Genomic DNA, 3,363 nt, shown 5'->3' on the forward strand with positions numbered 1-3,363 from the left:
TATCTCCTTCGTTGATGCAATCAACAACGATACCCAGACTGCTGTCGGCGCTATCGATGGCCTGCGTCCGGTTCTCATGGCTAAGGCTGCTACCGAGTCCTGCCGTAACGGCGGCGTATACGTTAAGGTTGAGGAGTAATTTCTCCGCTTAACAAACCAAAGTTGCATAAAAAGGAATCCTCGAAAGAGGGTTCCTTTTTTGTTGCAGTAATTGAAAATTGAGAATGGAGAATGGAAAATTAACGCGATGATCAAATTCAACTCACTGCAATTACATAACCGCATATCCACACCCATTTAACATTGATGCGGGAGCACAATGCACTCCCCTGCGGTTTGATAGTGCAAATGAACTTACAAAAGGCGGGGGGTGAGGTCCCCCCGCCGTTTCTCTCCGAATCGCATCCATCAACCGCCACGTCCATTTTCAATCCTCCATTTTCCATTCTCAATTTACCCTTGACTTAGAGTGCACTCCAAGCGCTACACTAAACTCACCAAAGGAAGGTGACTCCCATGACCATCGCAGAAGTGAGCAGACAATTCGACATCACGCCGGACACACTGCGCTATTACGAGCGCATCGGTCTGATCCCGCCGGTACCGCGCACCAAGAGCGGCATCCGCGATTACGACCAGACCTCATGCAGCTGGATCGAGTTTATTAAATGTATGCGTGCGGCCGGTCTGCAGATCGAGGCGCTCATCGAATATGTGGCCCTGTTCCAGCAGGGTGACAGTACCATCGGTGCCCGCAAGGCTTTGCTCCTCGAGCAGCGCGACCAGCTCGAGGAACGCATTGCCACCATGCAGCAGACGCTCGAACGGCTCAACCACAAGATTGAAAACTACGGCAACTGCCTCGCCAAAGAACCCGAGCTGCGCGGTAAAGCCAAAGACTGAACTGCACCAACACTTCACCACCGCAGAGTTCTCCCGCCGGAGAGCTCTGTGTATTTGTGTATTTTTACCAGTTTCCATCGTTTTTTTCGGTATTTATCACCATCCCCCGCGTTTTGAGAATATTCCGCTTGTACAATCCCTTATAATTTACCAAATTTATTGCTTTATTCCGTTGATATTGACAGTTGACGCTTGCTATCTGGTGTGGTATATTGATAGACGGAACAAAAACTTAACAAAAAAGTGTGCAAAACCCGCTCCAAACCGAACCACCCTATTGATCGGTTAGACACGGGCAAGCGGTTCCCTGCCGCACCAAATGGCAGTCTGCAACAGGCGGAATGCCGGTTTTCACCGGCTTTGGCAATAAATATCCAAACAAGAAGGAGACTTGAACATGGATTTCCATCTGACCCGTGAACAGGAACTGGTTCGCCAGATGATGCATGACTTCACCGAGAACGAAGTTAAGCCCATCGCTGCGGAAACCGACAAAACCTCTACTTACCCCCGCGAGAACATCGAGAAGCTGTTCGATCTGGGCGTTATGGGCATGATCGTGCCCGAGGAGTTCGGCGGCGCAGGCGCTGACGATCTTTCCTCCGCTATCGCTATCGAAGAGCTGTCCAAGCAGTGCGCTTCCACCGGCGATATCCTCGCTACCCACAATGGTCTGTGCTGCGGCCCGATCATTGCAAACGGTACTCCCGCACAGAAGGAGAAGTACCTCCGCATGCTGACCGAAGGCCACAAGGTAGGCGCTTTCGCACTGACCGAGCCGGACGCTGGTTCTGACGCTGCAAAGGGCACCTGCGTTGCTGAGCTGCAGGGTGACCACTACGTACTGAACGGCTCCAAGATCTTCATCACCAACGGCTACGTTGCTGACGTATTCGTAGTATTCGCTATGACCGACAAGTCCAAGGGCACCAAGGGCATTTCTGCATTTATCGTAGAGAGCTCCTTCCCGGGCTTCTCTGTTGGCAAGCACGAGGAGAAGCTTGGCCTGCACGGCTCCCCGACGGCTGAGATCGTATTCACCGACTGCATCGTTCCGAAGGAGAACCTCCTCGGCGCAGAAGGCAAGGGCTTCAAGATCGCTATGCAGACCCTGGACGGCGGCCGTATCGGCATCGCTGCACAGGCACTGGGCATTGCAGAGGGCGCTATGGAAGAGTCCATCAACTTTGCTAAGACCCGTGAGCAGTTCGGCCGTCCGATCGCAAAGTTCCAGAACACTCAGTTCCTCTTTGCTGATATGCACGTTGCAATCGAGGCTGCTCGCCTGCTGACCTACAAGGCTGCTGTTGCTAAGTCTGAGGGCGGCCGCTTCACTCTGGACGCTGCAACCGCTAAGCTGTTCGCTTCCGAGGCTGCTATGAAGATCACCACCAAGGCAGTTCAGGTACACGGCGGCTACGGCTACACCAAGGATTACCCGGTTGAGCGCATGATGCGTGATGCCAAGATCACCGAGATCTACGAGGGCACCAGCGAGATCCAGCGCGTTGTTATCTCCGGTAACGTTCTCGGTAAGTAAGAATAGGAGGAAAACTGAACTATGAAGGCAATTGTTTGTGTAAAGCAGGTTCCGGATACCTCCGGTAAGGTTGCTGTTAATCCCGATGGCACTCTGAACCGCGCATCCATGGCTACCATCATCAACCCGGACGACAAGAACGCGGTTGAGGCTGCTCTGAAGCTGAAGGACGCTACCGGCTGCAAGGTCGTTGTTATCACCATGGGTCCTCCCCCGGCACAGGGCATGCTGCGTGAGCTGATGGCTATGGGCGCTGACGAGGGCATTCTGGTTTCCGCTCGTGAGTTCGGCGGTTCCGATACCTTCGCAACCTCCCAGATCCTGGCTGCTGCTATCAAGAAGTATGGCGTTGACGCTGATGACGTAGTATTCTGCGGCCGTCAGGCTATCGACGGTGATACCGCTCAGGTTGGCTCTCAGATCGCTGAGAAGCTGGACATCCCGCAGATCTCCTACGCTGCTGACGTAAAGATCGAGGGCACCACCGTTACCGTTAAGCGCGCTCTGGAGGATGGCTACATGACCATCGAGACCCAGACCCCGTGCCTGCTGACCTGCATCAAGGAGCTGAACGAGCCCCGCTACATGTCCATCAAGGGCATCATGGGCTGCTACGATAAGCCGATCGCAGTTTATGACTACAACACCCTGAAGGACGATCCGCTGATCGATCCCACCACCATTGGTCTGAAGGGTTCTCCCACCAACATCTTCAAGTCCTTCACTCCTCCCCAGAAGGGTCAGGGCAAGATGCTTGAGGGCGCTGACAAGGCTACCTGCGATGAGCTGGTTGCTGAGCTTCAGAAGAAGCACATCATTTAATCGGAAGGAGAATACTGAACAATGGCTGATTTCAATAATACGAACCTCGCCGATTTCTCCGGCGTATGGGTATTCTGTGAGCAGCGCCAGGGCGAGCT

General features: G+C 53.5%; 3 protein-coding genes. All 3 read left to right on the forward strand.

The window, feature by feature from the left end; genetic code table 11:
- The first annotated feature begins 516 nt into the window (after positions 1–516).
- The 3 genes from PGS25_RS15475 (at position 517) to acrB (ending at position 3,265) form a co-directional block, all read left to right on the forward strand.
- Positions 517–903, forward strand: coding sequence for a MerR family transcriptional regulator (locus tag PGS25_RS15475; RefSeq protein WP_117492801.1), 387 nt, complete (start codon positions 517–519; stop codon positions 901–903).
- 397 nt (positions 904–1,300) lie between these two features.
- Positions 1,301–2,443 carry an acyl-CoA dehydrogenase gene (locus tag PGS25_RS15480; RefSeq protein ID WP_270386023.1) on the forward strand — a complete coding sequence of 381 codons (1,143 nt, stop codon included), beginning with the start codon at positions 1,301–1,303 and terminating at the stop codon, positions 2,441–2,443.
- Positions 2,444–2,464: 21 nt separating this feature from the next.
- A complete protein-coding gene (acrB, locus tag PGS25_RS15485; RefSeq protein ID WP_118362010.1) occupies positions 2,465–3,265 on the forward strand; it encodes an acryloyl-CoA reductase electron transfer subunit gamma in 801 nt (266 codons plus the stop codon).
- The last annotated feature ends 98 nt before the right edge of the window (positions 3,266–3,363 follow it).

It is taken from the genome of Butyricicoccus sp. AM78-15b2TA (assembly GCF_027665985.1).
Classification (GTDB): Bacteria; Bacillota; Clostridia; order Oscillospirales; family Butyricicoccaceae; genus Agathobaculum; species Agathobaculum butyriciproducens.